Here is an 18290-nt window from a genome sequence, read left to right as displayed (position 1 = left end):
TTCAACGGTCCTCCAGGGGATTTGCAGGAAGCTGGGCGACCGCTTGCAACAGATGCGCAATCTGCTGCGCGCCGTTCCACCAGCCGGACTTTCGAAGACAGGAGCGGGACAGCGATTGGCGGACATCGCGGTCGAGCATCTGCTCCAGTTGGTTCCCGATCGCGTAGGGATCCTCGGCAGATGAGGAGAGGTTCCAACCGGCACGGGCGCCATACTCCGCCCGTGCTTCCTGCACGTCCATGATCGGATTGCTGTTCGGAATGAAGATCGATGGCAGCGCGGCGGCAATGTTTTCATGAAAGGTATTGTACCCGGCCGCACAGACCGCGAAGTCGAATGCCTTCAGATACTGCCCGAGCGGATAGACCTTCCGCATCAACAGGCGCTCATGGAAATCCGCCTGCTCTTCGAAATGAAGCGGCGATCTGACGTCGACCGCGATCACTTCGAGGTGTCTGTCCAGAAACTCCAGCAGACGTGCCCTTGGAAGGGACATGTCGAAGTTTGCCTCCGAACCGAGTTGCACCAGACAAAGGATTGCGTCGTCCGGCAGGTTCAGCGCCCGCCTTGCGGTTGGTCTGTCAAAGAGCTGGTCTCTCGGCGTCATCAGCACCGGGTCGACCCGCGCGACGCTGTTGGAATTGGGGCGGGAATAGCCTTCATCCAGGGGAGCGCATAATTCTCCCGGTTCGATGATCGCATCGAAAAAGCCCTCTCGGGCGATGCTGTTGGGCTGGAGCGTGCGCCAGAGCCCACGTCGGATCCAGACGCTTGTCGCCTGACCGTAGCTTTCAACAGCGTCCACGAACCCCGCATAGGGCAAGTTGCCGTCAAACAATGTGAGGCATGGCTTGTAGTGGCTGAGAGCTTCCCGCATTTCCTGGAAGAAGTAGCTGTTCCAGGCCTTGAAATCCAACTCCAGCCTCTGACGGAAAGGCCGGAATTCTGCGAGATATCCCATGGAACGCGCAATTTCTATTGCTTCGGACAGCGAGAAGAACACGACATTCGCACGCGGGCCGATCGCCTTGGCGATGGCTAGTTGCCGGGAAAGATGTCCGAGGCCGACGCCATTGGAGGTGACTGCAAGAACGACCGGTGCTGGTGCGGGTGCTCGCTGCCTGGGCGCAGGCCGGGCCGCGGCGGATGGTTCGGCGACACGGTCGAATTTTCCGGCGAACTGGTCCAGGCCGAACCGTTCTTCCACAAATGCGCGCGCCTTGCGGGAGGTCGTTTCATAGAGGTTGGGGTCGGTGCGAAGCCGCTCATAGACCAGCGGAGCCTCGTCCGGCTCGGCATAAAGACACGCATCGGAAAAGCTGGTTTCCATGTAGCGCGGAACCACGCATGGCAGACCGGTCGCAAGAGCTTCGAGCACGCAATATCCGAAGGCTTCGACAAGCGTACGGGAATGAAAATAGCTGTAAACGTCGAGGCCCTGAAGAAACCCGGATAGCGGTTCCTTCGAGAATGGCAGGACCTGCCAGTTGGACGGCAGGTCTTCGAACTGGTCGAGAAAGCCCTGAGGCACACCCATCATGCGGAAGGCAAGGTCCGGGGATTGGGGATAGCATGTCATGGCAACGGGCAGGGTGGGCCACTTGTCCACACTTGGCCGGCTGTGGCGACCGATGATCAATGGTGACTTCGGCTCCCTGGGCTGTTTCTCCGGAAAGTCGTCCAGATCGATCAGGTTCGCCCAGTCGCTCGTGTGAAGGGCATGGGACATGCCGTTTGCCACAAGGTCTTCCCGTACGATCTCGCTCACAGGCAGGAGCTTGAGTGCGTGGCCATACCAGTCTGAGATGAGCGCCGACCAGTGATCTGTCGGAAAGGCGCGTTGCCCGTCGCGGTTTCGGATTGTCTGATGGACGACGAGGTAACACGCATCCGCATCGAACCGGGTCCGGCATTGCACCCGCTTGTCCAGAAATGTCGGATGATACAGAAGCGCGATCCTGGATCGCGGCCTTTCGTTGCACGGAACTATGACGGTACCGGTCGCCTCGATTTCAGCCAGAACGGATGCGTTCAGGGTTCGGTTTCGGGAAAACAACGGGGAATGGAGAGGGATGAGGCCGGCTCTCAATCCGGCCCGCCTGCAGGCGCGAAGATCATATTTGAGCGATGTGGACGTGCCGCCGGGAAAGCGCAGGTCGGCCAGGTAAAGGACGTCAAATTCCATGTTCCGGTCGGCCCCCAAGAAATCTATCGAACAATCTTGCCGGAAATCACGATGGGGAGCCACCATAGAGCCGCCACGACTCCAGTCCGCGGTTGAAAAGCGGGCCGGGCACACCGTCCAGCGTGCCTTCGTAATAGCCGGCGGCCTGCAATCTGGTCTGGATTTCAAGAATGGTATCGTGTGACCAGCTTCGGGCTTCAGCGGAAACTTTCGCCAGTGTTTCGCCGCTGTCCGCCGTCAATGCGGACAACAGCAGTTCCGATGCCTTTTGCGGTGATTTGTCGGTGTGGAACCCTTCGTCGTAGATCGCTGCGGCTGCAAGTGCACCCTCCGCGTAGCCCTGCTGCGCGGCAAGCTCGAAGTAGGCGGCAGCATCTTCCGGGGTCTTGTAGATGCCTTCCTTGGCAAAGACGCCGAGATTGTAGGTTGCCCTGGCAGCGCCTTCGGAAGAGGCATATTCCAGGAGAGAGATCGCGCGGGGAACGTCTCGCGCGCCACCTGTGCCGTTATAAAGGGAGACGGCAAGATTGATGGCTCCGTCCGGGCTGCCGTTGCCATAAGCTCGCTCGAACAGCTCGCGGGCCTTTATCAGGTCCTTGGGCAGGCCCTGACCAAGTTCATAAAGCAGGCCAAGGCTGACCAGTGCCCGCGTGTCGCCGGCAGCAGCTGCCTGCTGGTAGAGGTCCACGGCAATCGTGGTGTCGCCGGCAGCGGCCCGAGCGCGCGCGAGGAGGGCCTTGTAGTGAGGCACATCCGGATAGTCCGCAACGGCCTGCTCGCAGGAGTGAATCGCGGCACCCGAGTTCTTTGCCAGAAGGTTGAGGGATACGCCTCGGTAGATGATGGTTGAATCATTCGGATGAGTTGCAAATTTCCTGCACAATTCCGCAGGCGTAAGATTGTTCGGATTGTCGGGCATCATCTGGGTGACTAGCTTTTTCGCCTGGTCCAGATATTGGCCTTCCGGAAAGCGCTCGATGTAGTATTGCAGCAAGGCCCTGTTCCGGGAGGCCAGTGCGTTCGACCAGATTTCTTCCTCCAGACTTGCGAGATTGACAGGAGCCGTGGGAAGCTCTCCATCCGAACTCTTCAAGGCTCTTTCGAGCATCGTCTGGGCCTCGTCGACGAACCTGCCTTCCGGATAACGTTGCAAATAGAGCTGGATCAGCTTGGGGTCTGCCTGCTGCACCGACAGTTTCCAGAGCCCCACTTCCAGGTCCCCGTCCGTCTCCGGCCCGGGCTTGAAATAGAAGTCGGGTTTGACGGAAAATTGCACGTAGGGGATTTGCGCGCCGCCCGTTTCCTTGCGCACGTTCTGGTTCACGTCCGATAGCACCGACAGGACCTCGCGGCCGGAGGCATGCATATAGGACAGGAGCGCCGCTGCGTAGGGGCTGTTGTCTCCCGCGCCGTCAAAGGCGACCTTTCCCGGCTGCGTCGCATAACCGATCAGGAACCCGCTGACATCCGGCGGCGGTGCCAGGCCGACTTCCAGGCTCATAATGCGATCCAGAAACGGGTTGTTCTGGCAGGCGTCGAGGAAGACCATCTTGAAGGCGCCACTGCGCCCGACAAGCTTTAGCAGCTCATCGAAATGGATGCTCTCGCTGACAAGCGTGTCGACGTCGCTGATGTGGGCGTCGACGGGGATGAGGTAGTTCTTTCCCGCCAGTTGAACGCCGTGTCCGGCGTAATAGACCAGTACCACACTGGCGTTGCGCCGGACGGCTGTCTGCGCGAACTCCTCGGTTTTAGCCAAGAAGCCCTCTTGCGTTGCGTCCAGGACCAAGGTGACCTCGAACCGAAGCGTTTGCAGCGTTGCTGCGATGCTCTCCGCGTCGTTGCGCGCGTTGGGGAGCTTTTCTCCCTTGTAGTTGGAGTTGCCGATGATCAGCGCCATGCGCGTGTCGGGCACGAGTTGCTGAGCTCGCGCAGGATCGGGACCGGAAACCGCGATTGCGAGTATCAGGCCAGACAGGAGCAAGACCGTGTGTAGAAGTCGCCGGACCAAAAGCACATTCATGGTTTGGAACCGCATTCCACTCAAATTGAAATCATGGAAGCCAGATTGACTTCGACCGCTTCAATTGTCTCGGTCAGAACGGCTCGCTGTTGTTGCTGCAGGTTGGCGATCACAGTGTCCTGGGAACGGACGATCTGAATGCGCTGAACCTTGCTGATGCCTTCGCGTACGGCGGCAAGAGCGGCTTCGTCGCTATCGGCTTGCTCGACTTTTACCACCATTTCGCGGACGATCGGCAGGGCGGACTGTGCAACGGCACTTCCGTTTTCCGCCTCGCGCGCCAGGCGATTTTCCAGATCCTGCAGGACCTCGGTAATGCATCTGACGGGTTCCAGGCCGCGTTTTACCTTCTGCTTGCAGCGCTCACAGGCATTTTTCACCCGAACGCGTGTGTTCAGGAAACGCTCTAGAGTGGCTCTTTCCCGGGAGATAGTGGTCTCTTCGCCATCACGCTTCGGAATGAAGAGAAAAGGCCGGGCTGCTTCCTTGCCGGACCCTTTCTTGACGCTCGGGGATTCGCTTTCATAGGCCGCGACCGTAAGGGGCTTGCCGTTGGGATCTTCGAGCTTGCTGCCGGTCACCATCGGGTCGAACGACTCGTCGAACGGCAGCAGTGTGCTTCGCGAAAAGATCTGCTGCGAGTTGGAAAGCTGCCAGGATGTATTGCTGACAGGATCGGTCATTTCCTGACTGCTCGCCTTGGCGGAACTTGTCGCGCCTGTCAGCCAGGCTACCAAAATAGACGCAATAAATGATAGGAAACCGAGCATCTTACGCTTGGTAATCTCTGCCATAACTCACCGATATTTTTTAAAGCTGACTTAGCGTTCTATGACGCTTTCATCATGTTTTTGATAAATATTGCATTGTCGGCGGCACACTACATCCTATCAATTGTCCACGTTTAGTGAAGCAAAATTTCGCGCCAGTGTCTGCCTGGCAATCGGGCTTCTCGTGTTCAGGCGGGAACATGAAGTCCTGGAGCCTGTTGGCTCAGGTCGGAAGACCGTTTCAGATGGGAAAGCCAAGCGATATGCTGCGGCCAGCGACGGGTTTCCCGTATCAAATCAGGGACGTGGGGTAGCTGGGGGGCGAGGACATCACGGAGCTTCGCCTTGTGACGGCGTGGCAAGTCCGTTTGGCGGGGCGCACCAATCGGACTGTCTGCAATCAGGCTGAAAATGCGCCGTTTCCTGCGTTATTTGCCGGACAGGAAATCTTCCGCCAGTGCGACCCAGAAATTCGTGCCGATGGGCAGGATGTCGTCGTTAAAATCATATCTGGGATGATGCAGGGGCGGGTCGCGGTCGGTCTTGGCGGTGCCGAGCATGAAGTAACTGCCGGGGCGTTCTTCCAGGAAATAGGCGAAGTCCTCACTACCCATGGAGGGTCGCTTAAGTTCGGCAACGTTTTCCTCACCCGCAAACCGTTTGGCGAGACCACGCAGATAATCGGTCTCGGCAGTGTGGTTGATCATCGGCGGATAGCCACGCTCGTAATCGACCTCGGCCCGCATGCCGTAGCTGGCGGCCTGACCGTCTGCGACCAGACGGATGCGCCGTTCCAGTTCATCGCGCACGTCGGGGTCAAGAGCCCGGACCGTCAGACTCATTTCGGCACGTTCGGGGATCACGTTGCTGGCAATGCCGCTGTTGAAGGCGCCGACCGTGATCACGGCAGACTGCAGTGGGTGGATGTTGCGCGACGCAATGGTCTGCAGTGCCATGATGATGCTGGCACCACACACGATCGGATCGGAAGCATCTTGCGGCTCTGCGCCATGGCCACCGTGACCAATGACGGTGATCTTGCATTCGTCGGCGGCCGCCATCATCGCTCCGTCCCGGAAGGCGAATTGGCCAAAGGGCAGGCCCGGGTCGTCATGGAGGCCGAAGACGGCGTCACAGGGGAAGCGTTCGAAGAGACCGTCCTCCATCATCAGCCTGGCGCCGCCGAAGTTTTCTTCCGCCGGCTGGAAGATCAGATGCACGGTCCCGTCGAACTGCTTGCGTTCGGCCAGGATTTTCGCTGCGCCAAGCAACATGGCCGTGTGGCCGTCGTGACCGCAGGCATGCATGACACCCGGATGGGTGCTGGCATAGTTTGCCCCGGTTTCCTCGAGGATCGGGAGGGCGTCGAAATCGGCACGAATGCCGACGCTTCGGGAGGACGTGCCATTGCGCAGTGTCGCGACGATGCCGGTCTTCGCAAGCCCGCGGGTAACCTCGTATCCCAGTGCAGCCAATTCGCCGGCGACGTAATCCGACGTCTTGAATTCCGACAGGCCGATTTCCGGAATTGTGTGCAGATGGCGCCGAGTGGCAACGATTTCGGGAAGGAAGTTGGACGACTGAAGGGTCATTCACGCACCACGGCTAGGGATCCGGTTTTCAAGGAAACGGAACAGCAATACCAGAATCCCGGTGAGACACATATAGATCAGTGCGAGCAGCAGCAGCGGCTCATAAGTGAGATAGGTATCCTGCCGCACTCTGGAAATGATTGCGTAGACATCGACCACCGTGATGGTTGCCACTAGCGGAGTCGATTTCAGCTGCAGGACGGTTTCCCCGCTCAAGGTCGGCAGCGCGCGGTAGATGGCACGCGGCAGCCAGATGCGGCGGAACATGGTGAAGCGGCTCATGCCGAAAGCGCGGGCAGCTTCCAGTTCACCCCGGGGTACGCCGGCGAAGGCGCCGCGCATCACTTCCCCTTCATAGGCGGCGAAGGAGAGCATAAGCGCCGTGAAGCCGTACGGCCAGGCCTGGCGCAGATAGGGCCAGAACATCGACTGCCTGATTTCGGGATATTGCGCGAAGACCGAGCCGAGGCCGTAATACAGCAGCCACAACTGCAGCAGTAGCGGCGTACCGCGGATCAGCGTGCAGAAGCCGCGGGCGAGCCAGGCAAGCGGTCTTGGCCCAGTGACCTGGACAAGGCCCAGGGCTATGGCAAGCAGAAAACCGGTGGCTGCCGTTGAAAACAGCAGGAACAGCGTTTCGCCGATGCCGTTAATCAGCTTCCATTGATATTTCGGCAGCCAGTCCCAGCGCAGGAACCAGACGGCGCAAAAGACGATAATCCCGAAGAGGGCGAACAGGAAGATCCTGTGCGGCTCCAGCAGCCGGCGGGGCGGCGGCGGAACATAGGCGGGCATGTCGATCTTGGTTTCGCTCATCTCACACAGGCCCCGCAATGCCGCGCCTTGCGCGTTTTTCGATGTGGGCAATGACGCGGTTGGAAACCAGCGTCAGGGTGAGATAGAGCACGCCGGCCGCGCAATAGAACAGCATGTAGGCCTTGGTACTGCCTGCTGCCTGGCGGGTTACCAGCGTCAGCTCGGAGAAGCCGACTACGGCCAGAAGGGCGGTGTCCTTGGTGGCGATCAGCCAGAGATTGGACAGACCGGGAATGGCATAGGGCAGCATGGCCGGCAGGGTGATGCGGCGCAGCGTCTTGAACGGCGACATGCCATAGGCGCGGGCGGCTTCGATCTGTCCGGGCGGCACAGCCTTGATTGCACCGCGCAGGACCTCGGTCGAATAAGCGCCCTGAACCACGCCGATGACGAAGATGCCGGCCGCCAGTCCGCTGATATCGACGCGGGGCAGGCCGACAAGCATCAGCAGCGAATTCACTGCGTCGGTGCCGGCGTAATAAAGCAGCAGGATGAGGACAAGCTCGGGAACGGCACGGATGACGGTAGTATAGACTTCAAGCAGATCGCGAAGGATCGGACCGCCGTAGAGTTTGCCGAAGGCGCCGCCGATACCAATCAGCAGGCCCAGGCCGAAGCCGCCGACCGCGAGCTGCAGCGAGGCTGCGAACCCTGCGAGAAGCACTCCACCCCAGCCCGGAGGCGACAGGGCGAGCAGATCGAGATTGAGAAAACCGGAAGGGGCAGCCATCGGCAGCGGTCAACCTTGCTTTGAAAATGTCCGCCCGCGCCGGAAGGCGCGGGACGGTTTCTTAAGGGCGATCGGACTGATTAGCCGCCGTAAATATCGAAGTCGAAATAGTTCTTGGAGAACGTTTCATAGGTGCCATTGTCGCGGATCGCCTTGATCGCGGCATTGACCTTGTCCTTCAGTTCCGTGTCGCCCTTGCGCAGGCCGACACCGACGCCGGCACCGAGGATCGCCGGATCGTCCTTGACGTTGCCTTTGAGTTCACAGCAGGCTCCAGCGTCGGATTTCAGGAACGCATCAAGAGCGATGGCGTCCGCCTGAACGGCGTCGAGACGGCCGGCGGCGAGATCCTGGTTGGCCTCATCCTGGGTCTGGTACTGCTTGATCTCCGCAGCGCTTTCGCCAAAATACTTCTCTGCATAAACGGCATGAACGGTCGAGACCTGCACGCCGACGATCTTGCCGGACAGGCCTTCCGGCGTGGCGTCGAACTCATCACCCTTGGCGCCGATGATGCCGGTCGGGGTGTTGTAGTACTTGTCGGAGAAATCAATGGTCTTCAGGCGCTCTTCCGTGATGGACATGGAGCCGATGATCATGTCGATCTTGCCGGACGTCAGGGCGGGGATGATGCCGTCCCAGGCAACCGGCGTGACGACGCAGTCGAGTTTGGCTTCCTCGCAGATAGCGTCCATGAATTCGATTTCCCAACCGACCCACTTGCCGCTGGAATCGGGCGAGGTGAACGGCGGATAAGGCTCGGCAGCGACGCCGACCTTGACTTCCTCGGCCATGGCGCCGGTGAAGGCGGTGGTGGCCAGTGCGGCGGCGACGAATGTTGTTTTCAGAATATGCTTCATGCTGTTCCCCTGTTTTTTGACTTTTCAGGCCGGGTCTTCCGGCCGGACCTCCCCGCGAAACCTTTGCGGGACGGTCTAGTTGATCGAGCTGATGAATTTCTTCAGCCGCTCCGATTTCGGGTCGCCGAACACCTGGTCCGGCGGACCCTGTTCCTCAATGATGCCGTTGTGCAGAAAGATGACGTGACTGGCGACTTCGCGCGCGAATTTCATTTCGTGGGTGACCAGGATCATGGTCCGCCGCTCGCGTGCCAGATCGCCGATGACGCTGAGCACTTCGCCGACCAGCTCCGGATCGAGGGCTGACGTCGGTTCGTCGAACAGCATGGCAAGCGGCTGGACAGCGAGTGCGCGCGCTATGGCGGCGCGCTGCTGCTGACCACCGGACAGAAACGCCGGATAGGCGTCCTGTTTTTCGTGCAGCCCGACACGGCGCAGCAGTGTTTCGGCAATGTCGACGGCTTCGTCGCGTTTCATGCCGAGCACATGGATCGGCACTTCGATCACGTTCTGGAGCACGGTCATGTGCTGCCACAGATTGAAGCTCTGGAAAACCATGGCAAGCTGGCTGCGGATGCGCTCGATCTGCTTGCGGTTGGCAGGACGCAGGCCGTGATGGCCGTCGTTTTTGAGGTCGATGGTCTCGCCATGAATGGTGACCGATCCGGCGCTTGGCATCTCAAGCATGTTGATGCATCGCAGGAAGGTGGATTTGCCGGAACCCGAGCCGCCGATGATCGCAGTCACGTCGCCCTGCCGGGCCGTGAGCGAAACACCTTTGAGCACTTCAAGAGCTCCGAAACGTTTAAAGAGGTCGCGTACCTCGATGGCTGGCGCCGCTGCTTCCATCCTACCGCCATTGCCCGGCCAGAGCCGGTGCACTGTTGTTTCTGTTCCCCGCTGACATCGTCTTTTTCAACCGGTGCGGCGTCAGCTCTCCGCCCGGTAGGTATTGTCAGCTTTGCACTTGTCTCGTAATTATTCAACCGTATAATAACGAAAAAATCGATGCCGGTGCGTCATGCGACCGGAGATCCAGGCGGAGGACACAAGGATGGCGCGGGAGGCGAAAGTGACGGCGGGAGCGCGGTGCCGGACCTTGCCTGCGAGCCTTGTGGCGCAAGAGAAACCGGCCCTTTGGAGCCGGTCATGAGTCGTCGTCCGTTCCATCGTGCCAGTGAGGCAGAGCGGCGTCAGGATCTCATCCGGGCGACGCTGGACTGTATTTCGGAGTTCGGACTGCGCGGCGCAACCGTGCGCGAAATTGCGGCGCGCGCCGGGGTCACGCCGGGGCTGATCCGTCACTATTTCTCCAGCAAGGACCAGATGCTGCAGGATGCCTATCGACAGGTCATGACCGGCATGACCTCCGCTGTGGTGGCGGCTGCCGATGGCGATCAGCCGAGCCCCAGGGCAAGGTTGCACGACTTCATCGTCGCCAACCTGACGCCGCCGGTTGCCGATGGACGGACGCTGTCGCTCTGGGCTGCCTTCATCAGCCACGTTCGCGTCGAGCCGGCCTTTGCCGAAATCCACCTTGAAAGCTATCTCGCCTTCCGCTCCGCCCTGGAGGCCCTTGTTGCGGACGTGTTGGCCGAAGCCGGAGAAGCGCCGGATGAGAAGCGATGCCGGGAACTGGCGATTGCGATCAACGGCGTGATCGACGGTCTGTGGATCGAAGGCACGCTGGTGGGCCACCTCTTTTCCGAAACGCCCTTGCCAGGCGTTGCCATCCGTTCCGTCGAGGCTCTTCTCGGTGGAATCAGCCTTGCCGCCAAACCCTAATCAATCTGAGAGACCGACTATGCGTTATGCGTCGATCACCGACCGCCTTGCCCATCTGGGCTCGGGAAAATGGACCGTCCACATCAAGGCGCGCGAAATGGCGGCGGAGGGCATTCCCGTTATCGAGCTGACGATTGGCGAACCGGACATCCTGCCCGACGAAGCCCTGTTTGCGGAAGCGACCCGAGCCATGAGGGCCGGCCGCATCCGCTACTCCAACGGCCGCGGCGAGCCGGGCATTGTCGCGGCGTTGACGGAAAAATACCGCCAGCGGCGACCTGATGTCAGCGAACACAACGTCCTGTGTTTCCCCGGAACGCAAACGGCCCTGTTCGCCGTCATGCTGGGCCTCGTCGAGACAGGCGATGCCGTCCTGGCCGGCGATCCGCTTTATGCCACCTATGAAGGCGTAATCGCGGCGACCGGCGCCCGCATGGTTCCGGTGCCGCTTCGCCCGGAAAAGGGGTTCCACCTTCAGGCGGAAGACCTTGAAAAGGCGATCACTCCAGACAGCCGGGTGCTTCTGCTCAACACTCCGCACAATCCGACCGGGGCAACGCTGACAGCAGACGAAATTGCCGCCATCGGCGAGGTCTGCATCCGCCACGATCTGTGGATCGTCTGCGATGAAGTTTATGAAAAACTGATCTTCGAAGGGACGTTTGCGTCCCCCTTCGACCAGCCCGCGCTGGCGGACCGGACCATCGTTGTTTCTTCAATCTCCAAGTCTCACGCGGCCCCAGGGTTCCGCTCCGGCTGGGCCATCGGGCCGGAAGAATTCTGCACGCGGTTGCTGGCGGTTTCCGAAACCATGCTGTTCGGGGGGCAGCCGTTCATTGCGGACATGACCGCCATGGCCATTGCCGGAGATTTCGATACCGCAGAGCGCATGCGGGAAAGTTACCTGCGGCGAGCAAATCTCATCATCGAGCATCTGTCCGGCCATGGAGCGCTGAAACCCATGATGCCAGAAGCCGGCATGTTCCTGCTGGTGGATGTCAGCGCAACGGGACTGGACGGCGCCGCCTTTGCTGAAAGATTGCTGGAGGAGAAGCAGGTTGCGGTGATGCCGGGGGCCTCTTTCGGCGATCAGGCCACGAACTTCATCCGGTTGTCGTTGACGGTCGCCGATGAAACGCTTTCGCAGGCAACGGATCGGATCGCGGCCTTTGCGGACGGTCTCGGCGAAGGTGAGGGAAACCGAAAATGGGCGTAGTGACCAAAACCGTCGGTGAGGCACTGATCGATATTCTTGAAGCCAATGGCGTCGAGGCAGTCTTCGGTATTCCGGGTGTGCATACGGTGGAGCTTTATCGGGGGCTTGCGGCATCCGACATTCGCCACATCACCCCGCGCCACGAACAGGGCGCAGGCTTCATGGCGGACGGATATGCCCGGGTGACCGGAAAGCCCGGAGTTGCTCTGGTGATCACCGGGCCGGGTCTGACCAATACGATTACCGCCATGGCGCAGGCCTATCAGGATTCCGTGCCGATGCTGGTGATCTCGGGCGTCAATGCGCGCGCAAGCCTGGGCCACGGCCGGGGCAAGCTGCACGAGTTGCCGGACCAGCGGGCGATGATGGCACCGCTCGCCCTGATGACACACACACTGCTGGAACCCGAAGATCTGCCGGCCGTCATGGACCGCGCTTTCGCGATCCTGCAATCGCGGCGTCCTGGCCCCGTCCATATCGAGATCCCGACCGATGTCATGGTCGAGAAGATCTCGATTGGCGACCTTCGCCCATCGAAGGCCTGCGGTCCACGTGCCGCGAAGGCGCAGGTGCTCGAACTGGCTGAAAAATGCCGCCAGGCCCGCTGCCCGGCGATCCTGTGCGGTGGCGGATCGGTTGCTGCTGCGGACAGGATCCGGCTGCTGGCGGAACTGATTGATGCGCCGCTGGTCACGACAGTCAATGCGCGGGGCATGTTTGCCGGCCATCCGCTGTCCGTTCCGGCCAGCCCGAGCCTAGCAGCCGTGCGAGACCTGCTTGCAGCTTCCGATCTGGTGATCGCCCTTGGTACGCAAATGGGACAGACCGATTACGACATGTATGCCGACGGCGGCTTTCCGGAGCTTGCCGACCTTGTGCGGGTCGACATCGATGCGGATCAGCTCGCCCGCGGTCCGGAGGCTGTGCTGCCGGTGCTTTCCAGTGTCGACCAGCTTCTGGACGATCTTCTGCCACTGCTTGAAGGCCACAGGACAGATGCGGACGGTGCCGAGCGGGCCAAGATCTGCCGCGAGGCGGTCGCGACCTGGTTGAGCCCCAAGATGCAGGCGGAAATCGGCGTTCTGGAGACGATCCGCGAGACGCTGCCCGGCTGCATCATCGTCGGCGATTCCACCCAGGCTATCTATTCCGGCAACCTGTCCTTCGAGGCGGGCCGGCCGCACGGCTGGTTCAACGCGGCAACGGGTTTCGGAGCGCTTGGATATGGCCCTCCGGCCGCGATCGGCGCCAGCATCGGTGAACCCGGAACGCCGGTCATCTGCCTGGTGGGCGATGGCGGGCTTCAGTTTTCGCTGGCCGAAATCGGTTCGGCCAGGGATTGTGGTGCCAGCGTCATATTCCTCGTCTGGAACAACGACGGTTATGGCGAGATCCGGTCCTACATGGTGGACTGCGGCATTGAGCCGGAGGGCGTGACGCCTTCGGCGCCTGACTTTGGCAAGATCGCCGACGCCTACGGATTGCCGTCCGTCAGGCTGGAGGATGTCGCAGATCTTGGCGCAGCGCTGAAAGGTTTTTCGGATCTGCCCGGGCCGAGCCTGATCGAAATCCACGAGACGAACACCCGTGGCGCGACCGCCTGAGTTGGTGTGCCGCAGGTCTCGCTCAGTTCGAGACCGGGATTGTCAGCCTGAATTGCGTTCCCCTGCCTTTTACGGAATGGCAGGTGAATGCAAGGCGATGTTCGCGCGCAAGGTCGTGACAGACCGAAAGGCCGAGGCCATGGCCCCGGGAATTGCTGCCTTTTTCGTAGGCCTTCGCCAAGGTTTCCTGCTCGGCCGCAGTCAGGCCCGGGCCTGTGTCGAGCACACAGAGCTCCAGGGTCTGGCCGCGATTGCGAATACCGATCAGGACCTTGCCTTTTTCGGTGTATTTGACCGCGTTGGAAACGAGATTGCTGGCGATGCGCATCAGGACGATGGGTGGCACGTCGGTTTTGCGCGTCGATGTTACCCGCCGCAGCTTCAGGCCCTTTGAAATCGCCTCCTCGCTGAACATCTGCTGGACGGTGTCGAGCACGAGGGAGAGTTCGTAGCTCTCGGTTTCCGCCGGTTCCGGGCGGGCAGCGGCGATGCTGTCCTGATCATTGTCCTCTTCCCTTGCCTGATCGGAATCTTCTGCAGTCTCTGTGTCATCGCTCCGTGGTGTCGTTTCCTTCAGGTAGGAATTCGACAGTGCCTCCATATAGTCAAAAGCCTCGACAAGGCGCTGGCGAACGGGTGGCTCCATGTGGTCGGCAAGGTGGTCGAAACTCAGCCGCAGCGACGTGATCGGCTGTTTCAGATCGTGGGAGGCGGTGGCGAGCTGGCGCTGGCGCAAGCTGGCAAGGTCGCGGGCGCGAGTGTAATTGCGCTCGGCCAAGAGAAGCTCCCGGCTGCGTTTGGCTTCAGCCTCAAGCGCTGCAAATTCGGCCTGCACTGCATTGGCGTGCTTGTGCCGCAGGGCGACGATATGCGCGGTAAGCCCGGTCATGGTGGCGACCAGAAGGCAGGAGAAAATGCCTTTGACCGTGGTTGCGACAGGCAGAATTTCCGCCTCCAGCCCAACCACCATCAAGGCAATTACACCGATGACCAGCAACGTTCCGACGACCGATATCAGTTCGCCGCTGAGATGCGCCGCGCCCTCGTGTCGCCGCCAGCTTCTGCCCGCGAGGAACACGGCGATGAACATCAATGCCAGAAGCACATATCCAAATACGGCGACATAGGTTCCAGGTGAAAAGAAGGAGAGCACGAAGCCCGCAACGGAGAGGGCCGACAAGGCCGTCAGACCAATGGAAAGTCCGGTTTCCCGCCGATCCAGGACGACCGAACGCCCCGAAATGACGAAGCCAAGGCCCGACAGGGAAAACAGCAGAAAGAAACCGATTGGCGACTGCAGTTCGGGATTGTCCGGGAAGAAGAACCGGAACCACAAGCCGTCGATATAGCCGATGAATGCGAGGCCGAGGCCAAACTGAAGGGCATACAGCATGCCGATCCAGTTTTTCATGGCCAGGTGAAAGCCGAAGAAGAAAAGCAGGCAGGATATGGTGAAGGCGTAGAACGCGGTGTGGGTGATACCGGACGCGAAGGCAGAGGCTTCCAGTTCGACAGGTGTTTCCAGCGCCATCTTGAAGGACTGGAACGGCCCGAACTTGAAATTGACCAGCAGGGTGATCCGCTCCTGCGGAGAGATCTGGAACACAGGTGTGCGCAGCCGCGTGACCGAATGGTCTTCGGGGGCGAAGGGTTCGAAAATCGAATAGTTGATCAGGTTTTCGGTGAAGCCGCTTTCCCGGACGACGTAGGCGTCCAGCTCGCTGATCAGCGGCAGTTCGACGGTGAGGACAAAGGGATCCGGCGCGCGGCCATCGTTCAGGGTTGCATTGAAGATCTCGACCGCGGCCCAGGCCTCGGGAGCATAGTTGGTTTCCAGCAAGGAAGCCTTGAGAGTGGGGGCGAACGCACCGGAGCGGAACCGTTGCAGGATTTCGGCAAGCGAGGCTGACGGGTCGCTTTCATAGACAAGATGCGGCTTCAGGTCTCCGATCCCCTGGCCGGGCTCGAGGCGCACGGTTTCGGCCCGGGCGACACCGGACAGGAGAAGACTGAAAAACAGAAGGACCCACAGGTGCAGAATTCTGGTCATTTCCCCAAAGGCATGTCAGATAGAAGGACTGCAGCTGCTGGATCGAGAGCCGTGAAAGATCAAAGATATAGTGCCATCATTGCAGACGATCACGCAATCGTTCGCTCCGGTTTGCGCGACGCGCTGGAAAAACCGGGCCTGATCGAACCGGAGGGGATCAATGTGCTGGCGGAAGCCGGCGACGGTCTCAGCGCGATTGCCGAGGTGCGCAAACACCGGCCCGACCTTCTGTTGCTGGACGTTTCGATGCCTATGGCGGGCGGTGTGGAAGTGCTGATCGAGGCAAGGCGCTGGTCGAAGGAAACCAGGGTTGTCGTGCTGACCGGCATTTCCGCAGTCGGGCTGATTTCCGATCTTATCGAGACGGGTGTCGACGGGCTGTTTTCGAAAGCCTCCGACAATGCCGAGTTCTACCAGAGACTGCCGGGTATCCTGCGTGGTCAGCGGCACATTTCTGACGTGTTTCTGAAACTCCTTGAGGCAACGCCCACGCCACCGATGCTGACCGACAGGGAACGGCAAACACTGAATCTGATCCTCGGCGGTCGGTCCAACAGGGAAATTGCCGAGGGGCTGGGGATCAGCATCAAGACCGTCGACAAGCACCGCACCAGCCTGATGCAGAAGCTGAACGTGCATTCGGTGCCGCAGTTGATGGCCAAGGCACTGAAGGAAGGCATGATCGATCCATCACGGGAACTTTGACCGGGACGCTGTTTGCTCTGGCCGGAATGGGGGATTGGCCCCATGGCTGGCGGTCCGTGGGCATGCATTACTGCTGCAAGTGACCCAGAAAAGGATCTTGCCATGCGTCGCCCTTTCAGATTTTCCGCCGTTTCACTTGCCGCGATACCCGTCCTTGGCCTGCTCGTGGCCGGTGTCGCGCAGGCGCAGGACGACGGGTTTCGCGAAATCCGCGTTGCCCCGGGAACCGCGGTCGCCGTCGATTTCATGGATGTGCTGATGCCGTTCCTGCAAGGCCATCCGGAGAGCGAGGAAGGCAATGCAGCCCTCGACCTGAAGGTGCGCAAGGCCGATAGCGGATACAGTGTCGACATCGTCATGACTGGGTATCTTGATGACAGTCTGGCCGGCGAACATTACCGGGGCACGGTGATACGCAGGGTGTCGGGCGAATGGGAACTCCTGGAGATGAAGGTCAGACCGCTTTGCGCGCGCGGTGAAAACGTCGGAGGGATATGTACCGCATCCGCAGCGCCTCCCGCCATGTTCCTGTCTTCCGGCGGGGCACTCGACAATCAGCTTATGTGCGTTTCCATTGCGCAAGATGATGTCTTGAATGTAAGGCAGGGGCCCGGAACGCGGCACCCCGTTACCGGGGCCCTTGCGGCCGGAACCTGTAATGTGGAACTTTCCAATGGCTGTGAAGGAAGCTGGTGCGAAATCCGTTCGGGCTCGATTTCCGGATGGGTGAATACCCGCTATCTTGAGCCCGCCAATTGAAGGACATATCGACGAGCCTCATGCCCGACAGCCGCCATCAAAAGTGCAGACCTGCCAGAAGCCTCCTCTTCGGGGGCTTGCTGCTGTCTTGCGCCACTGTCGCGGTTCTTGCCAGCGGCTTGCCGGAACCGACATTTCTGGAAAGCGGCAGCAACGATCTAATCCGTTTTCAGAAAGGCGAGGTGCCCGCACCGCCAATTGCACTGGAGGCCGCGCCGGCGGCTGCTCCGGAACCGGCACAACCTGCCGAAATGGGCGAGCCAGAGCGCCGGCTGATGGACAGCGAAGAGGCTGCCGCCGAGGTCGCCCTGCCGCCAGCACCTGCTCCTGCACCTTCTGCCGACACGTTTTCGCCGACAGACCGCTTGAGTCCGGAGTTGGACCCAGCTATCGGGCGGATTGCCCCCCAGCGGCAACGGGTTGCGCCGGCTGCTGCGCCGGCTGCTGCGCCGAAACACAAATCTCAAGAGCAGGAAACCTCTGGCCCTGAAATACAGGGTTTGAGCTCGGCTATCGAGAAACCCGTGAGCGGCCGCGTGCAGGAGCCAGCTCCACTTGAAGAGGCCGCGGATGCAGATGATGCAATTGCCGCGCGGCTGGTGACGGTCTGTCTGACCAATCCGGAGGATGCCAGCGGTGCCAAGGGATTCGATATCCGGCGCGACGGCCCGCCGCGCTATGTTGCCGACGTCGGCGCGACGGCCTGTGCACGGTTCGAGCCGACGCGTCATACGATCTATCTCTGGAAGACCAACGACCTGGGCGCTCTGTCGCTGATCCTCTCCAGCCGTCTCGATCTGGTCGAGGCAGACGGGACGCAAGTGTCACTGGACTGGTTGAGAGACCGGTAGCCGGCCGGCAGCGCAAACGGGCATTCTCCAGTTTTTCTCGAGTTTGTTACTCGCGCGAAAGCGCCTGGAAGCAAGGTTCTTTCCGGGCTGGCATGGCTTGTTGGGGATGCAATTCGGGGAACTTCTCCATCGTCATCCCGGCCAAGCGGAGCGCGAGCCGGGATCGGGGAGGGACAGGTTCCTTTTTTAGGTGCCCATTTCGCCAGCCCTCGGCTCTCCGACCCCGGATCTTCGCAGCGCTGCGTCCTGGATGGCCAAAGGGGGATGACCAACGGCGGGATGACCATTGGGGGGAGGCGAATGGAGCGACGGCCAACCTGGGGAGAGGCACAAGCAGAAACCGG

General features: G+C 60.4%; 15 protein-coding genes. 6 read left to right on the top strand and 9 right to left on the bottom strand.

Translation table 11 applies throughout. From position 1 onward, the window contains the following. Position 1: 1 nt before the first annotated feature. The 8 genes from ACYQ54_RS05695 to ACYQ54_RS05660 form a co-directional block, all read right to left on the bottom strand. A complete protein-coding gene (locus ACYQ54_RS05695) occupies positions 2-2185 on the bottom strand; it encodes a hypothetical protein (RefSeq protein ID WP_460080140.1) in 2184 nt (727 codons plus the stop codon). 46 nt (positions 2186-2231) lie between these two features. After that, positions 2232-4208, bottom strand: coding sequence for a caspase family protein (locus ACYQ54_RS05690; protein ID WP_460080138.1), 1977 nt, complete (start codon positions 4206-4208; stop codon positions 2232-2234). A gap of 20 nt (positions 4209-4228) precedes the next feature. Continuing rightward, the gene (locus tag ACYQ54_RS05685; protein WP_460080137.1) at positions 4229-4891 is read right to left on the bottom strand and encodes a hypothetical protein; all 663 of its coding nucleotides are present in this window, start codon (positions 4889-4891) and stop codon (positions 4229-4231) included. Positions 4892-5406: 515 nt separating this feature from the next. Then, complete coding sequence (locus tag ACYQ54_RS05680; protein ID WP_460080135.1) at positions 5407-6570, bottom strand: M20 aminoacylase family protein; 1164 nt, start codon at positions 6568-6570, stop codon at positions 5407-5409. Continuing rightward, positions 6571-7386 (bottom strand): ABC transporter permease, encoded by an 816-nt coding sequence (locus tag ACYQ54_RS05675; protein WP_460080134.1) that lies wholly within the window; start codon positions 7384-7386, stop codon positions 6571-6573. It lies immediately after the preceding gene. A gap of 1 nt (position 7387) precedes the next feature. Beyond that, a complete protein-coding gene (locus ACYQ54_RS05670) occupies positions 7388-8116 on the bottom strand; it encodes an ABC transporter permease (RefSeq protein WP_460080131.1) in 729 nt (242 codons plus the stop codon). Between the two features lie 80 nt (positions 8117-8196). Further along, positions 8197-8976 carry a transporter substrate-binding domain-containing protein gene (locus tag ACYQ54_RS05665; RefSeq protein WP_460080129.1) on the bottom strand — a complete coding sequence of 260 codons (780 nt, stop codon included), beginning with the start codon at positions 8974-8976 and terminating at the stop codon, positions 8197-8199. Positions 8977-9051: 75 nt separating this feature from the next. Next, entirely contained in the window at positions 9052-9825 is a 774-nt protein-coding gene (locus tag ACYQ54_RS05660) for an ABC transporter ATP-binding protein (protein ID WP_460080127.1), read from the bottom strand. 300 nt (positions 9826-10125) lie between these two features. On the opposite strand from ACYQ54_RS05660, the gene ACYQ54_RS05655 reads away from it, so the two are divergent. The 3 genes from ACYQ54_RS05655 to ACYQ54_RS05645 are packed head-to-tail and all read left to right on the top strand — an operon-like array spanning position 10126 to position 13581. Next, a complete protein-coding gene (locus ACYQ54_RS05655; protein ID WP_460080125.1) occupies positions 10126-10761 on the top strand; it encodes a TetR family transcriptional regulator C-terminal domain-containing protein in 636 nt (211 codons plus the stop codon). 19 nt (positions 10762-10780) lie between these two features. Continuing rightward, entirely contained in the window at positions 10781-11977 is a 1197-nt protein-coding gene (locus ACYQ54_RS05650) for a pyridoxal phosphate-dependent aminotransferase (protein ID WP_460080123.1), read from the top strand. Continuing rightward, positions 11968-13581, top strand: a complete 1614-nt coding sequence (locus ACYQ54_RS05645) for a 5-guanidino-2-oxopentanoate decarboxylase (protein ID WP_460080121.1) — start codon at positions 11968-11970, stop codon at positions 13579-13581. The genes ACYQ54_RS05650 and ACYQ54_RS05645 overlap by 10 nt, the downstream gene beginning before the upstream one ends. A gap of 22 nt (positions 13582-13603) precedes the next feature. On the opposite strand, the gene ACYQ54_RS05640 is transcribed toward ACYQ54_RS05645, so the two are convergent. After that, positions 13604-15631, bottom strand: a complete 2028-nt coding sequence (locus ACYQ54_RS05640; RefSeq protein WP_460080120.1) for a sensor histidine kinase — start codon at positions 15629-15631, stop codon at positions 13604-13606. Positions 15632-15682: 51 nt separating this feature from the next. Between ACYQ54_RS05640 and ACYQ54_RS05635 the strand changes: the two genes are divergently transcribed. From ACYQ54_RS05635 to ACYQ54_RS05625, 3 genes are all read left to right on the top strand, one after another. Next, positions 15683-16336 (top strand): response regulator, encoded by a 654-nt coding sequence (locus ACYQ54_RS05635; protein WP_460080118.1) that lies wholly within the window; start codon positions 15683-15685, stop codon positions 16334-16336. 102 nt (positions 16337-16438) lie between these two features. Further along, the gene (locus tag ACYQ54_RS05630; protein ID WP_460080116.1) at positions 16439-17095 is read left to right on the top strand and encodes an SH3 domain-containing protein; all 657 of its coding nucleotides are present in this window, start codon (positions 16439-16441) and stop codon (positions 17093-17095) included. Between the two features lie 182 nt (positions 17096-17277). After that, the gene (locus tag ACYQ54_RS05625) at positions 17278-17946 is read left to right on the top strand and encodes a hypothetical protein (protein ID WP_460080115.1); all 669 of its coding nucleotides are present in this window, start codon (positions 17278-17280) and stop codon (positions 17944-17946) included. Positions 17947-18290 lie beyond the last annotated feature (344 nt).

It is taken from the genome of Roseibium sp. LAB1 (assembly GCF_054658235.1).
Note: the sequence above shows the minus strand (reverse complement) of the source record. Positions and strands in the feature narration are given on the sequence as shown.